The sequence below is a fragment of the Inquilinus limosus MP06 genome, from assembly GCF_000767795.1.
Lineage (GTDB): Bacteria > Pseudomonadota > Alphaproteobacteria > DSM-16000 > Inquilinaceae > Inquilinus > Inquilinus limosus_E.
Map to the genome: position 1 here is coordinate 1 of NZ_JANX01000736.1, position 2,530 is coordinate 2,530.

Annotated in this window: 3 protein-coding genes; 1 reads left to right on the top strand and 2 read right to left on the bottom strand. The window is 70.5% G+C overall.

Going from position 1 to position 2,530, the window contains the following annotated elements; genetic code table 11:
• Nucleotides 1–152: 152 nt before the first annotated feature.
• Together efeO and efeU are read right to left on the bottom strand one after the other, a co-directional pair.
• A complete protein-coding gene (gene efeO, locus P409_RS31640; RefSeq protein WP_034847916.1) occupies nt 153–1,250 on the bottom strand; it encodes an iron uptake system protein EfeO in 1,098 nt (365 codons plus the stop codon).
• Between the two features lie 7 nt (nt 1,251–1,257).
• Nucleotides 1,258–2,088, bottom strand: coding sequence for an iron uptake transporter permease EfeU (gene efeU / locus P409_RS31645; RefSeq protein WP_034847919.1), 831 nt, complete (start codon nt 2,086–2,088; stop codon nt 1,258–1,260).
• A 205-nt stretch (nt 2,089–2,293) separates the two neighbouring features.
• Between efeU and P409_RS31650 the strand changes: the two genes are divergently transcribed.
• A partial coding sequence (locus P409_RS31650; RefSeq protein ID WP_034847922.1) for a hypothetical protein occupies nt 2,294–2,530 on the top strand: 237 nt, incomplete at its 3' end.

Sequence of the window (2,530 nt, forward strand, 5' to 3'; positions counted from 1 at the left end):
TCTAGTCTGGGCGATGGCCGGTGCGGCCGCGAGCGCTCCCAGCGCCGCGCCGCCGCCGGCCAGGCCGCGCAGCACGGCGCGACGGCTGGGAACATCTGCGGGAGTGAGGGTCTTGCCGTGTTCGTCGGTGGTGCTCATGGCGTTCGGTCCGGTCAGTCCAGCCCTAAGGCGGTGCGCAGCTTCGGCATGTCGTCGGCCAGGGCCGTCACCGGGGCCTGCAGCCCGGTGCGGTCGTCGCGGGTCAGCGCCAGCCCGGCCGCGGTCAGGTTGCCGTCGATCCGGTCGCTCAGCGTCTTGTCGGCCTTCTGGCTCAGCGGCCGCAGCAGCCCGACGATGCGGGCCACCCCCTCCAGATCCGCCTTGGCGGCGTCGGAATCGATGGCCGGGTCGGCGGCCAGGCGGGCGATCACGGCGGCGGCACCGCCGGCCATCTTCTCCGGCGGGATGGACAGGTCGGCGATCCGGGCCTGCAGCGCCTGCACATCGGCCGCAAGCTTGTCGGCGACGGGCTCGAGCCCGTCGGTCGAGCCGCGGGTGACCAGCGCGTATTGCAGCCGGCGGAAACCGGTGAAGCCCGGGTCGTCCTCCTTCTTCTCGAAATAGTCGGCGCGGGCGTCCAGCGCCGTGTCGAGATCGGCGAACAGGTCGGCGATCGGCTTGATCCGCTGGTAATGGACCCAGGCCGGCACCAGCAGGCTGCGCGCCTGGGCCAGGTCGCCGGCCTTGACCGCGGCGACCAGCGGCGGCGTGGCATCGGCCAGGGCCTTGGCTTCCTGCGTGACGTAGACCTTGTATTCGGCAATCGGCCCGATCAGCTCGATCAGCGAGGGCTGCAGCGCCTGGGCGGGAGCGTTCTTCGCCGCGGTCACGGTCAGGGTGCCGCGCGGGTTGCTCAAGAGGCCGCAGGTGATCTGGTAGCTGCCGGGCTCCAGCTTGGCGGTCAGGCTCTGGGTGAAGCCGGGGGCGATGTTCTCGCGCTCCTCCACCACCATCACGCCCTGCAGGATCTCCCACTCCAGCGCGCGGTTGCTGGCGTTCTTGACCTGGAAGGTGACGCGCCCGGCCTCGACCGTCAGCTCGTTCGGCTCGCAGCTCTGGGCGGTGATGGTCACCGCCGTGCCGCCGCCCGCGGCGGTCCTGGGCGCCGCGGAGCGGTGCAGATAGGCATAGACGCCGAGCCCGGCGACGGCGACGGCGAGGATCGCGACGACGCCGACGCCGATCCGGGTGGTGCGCTGCAGGGACGACATTCGGGCCTCAGGCGTTCGATCGCGCCTCCTGCGCCACGCGGCCGCCGCTCAGGAACAGCGGCAGGGTGACGAGGAGGAAGAGGATGTAGACGGCGACCTCGCCGACCGTCGGCGTGTCCTGGTAGCCGAAGATGCCGGCCAGCACCGAGCCGAGCGGCCCGTCGATCGGCAGGATGTGGCTGAGGTCGAAGGCGATCTCCTGCAGCCCGTTCCACAGCCCGGCCTCGTGCAGCGCCCGCAGCGACCCGGCCAGGAGGCCGGCGGCGACCACCAGGATGAACAGCCCGGTCCAGCGGAAGAAGCGTTTCAGGTTGAGCCGGACGCCGAACCAGAAGATGGCAAAGCCGACCGCGACCGCCACCGCCACGCCGGCCAGGGCGCCGATCGGCGCCGCCAGCCCGACATCCTGCTGGAAGGTGGCGAGCAGGAAGAACACCGATTCCAGCCCCTCGCGGGCGACCGCGAAGAAGGCCATGCCGATCAGCGCCAGGCCCTTGGCATCATGCCCTTCGAGCGCGGCGTCGACCGAATGCTGCAGCTGCGCCTTGATCGAGCGCGCGGCCTTGCGCATCCAGAACACCATGGACGTCAGGACGAAGACCGCGACCAGCCCGACGACGGCCTCGAACAGCTCCTGCTCGCGCTGCGGGAACTCGGCGCTGATCAGGTTCAGGACGATGCCGACGGCGATGGAGAGCAGGACGGCGATGGCGATGCCGATCCAGACCAGCGGCATCCATTGCGTCCGCCCGGTCTGGCGCAGGTAACCGGCGATGATGCCGACGATGAGGGCGGCTTCGATGCCCTCGCGCATCATGATCAGGAACGGTACAAGCATCCCGACATCATCCCGAACTCACCGCTGATGCCCGCCGGCAATTGCGAGCAAGAATGCGTATCTCTCGCAGTTCTTCTGCTCCCATCCCCGAGCGTTGTCGAGGCCGCTTCGCTGCGGGATACGTTAAATTTGTCGTAATCCGGCGGCGACCGAGCCGGAACCGGGGCGGCGGCGGCGCTGTTGGCGGGAGGGAAAGGAGCCCGCCATGCCCGAGACCGGAGCCCCCAAATCCGCCGCTGCCGCCGCCGCGGAGGTGTCAGGATCGAAGTCCACGCGCGCCGCCGCCGAACTCGACGAGGCGACGACTGCGACGGACGCCACCCGCCGCGACCTGGAGGCGGACCTCCGCGCGCTGCGCGAGGATGTCGCCCGCCTCGGCGAGACCGTGGCCTCGATGGCACAGGCCCGCGCCAGCGCGCTGGACGAGGCGGTGCACCGAAAC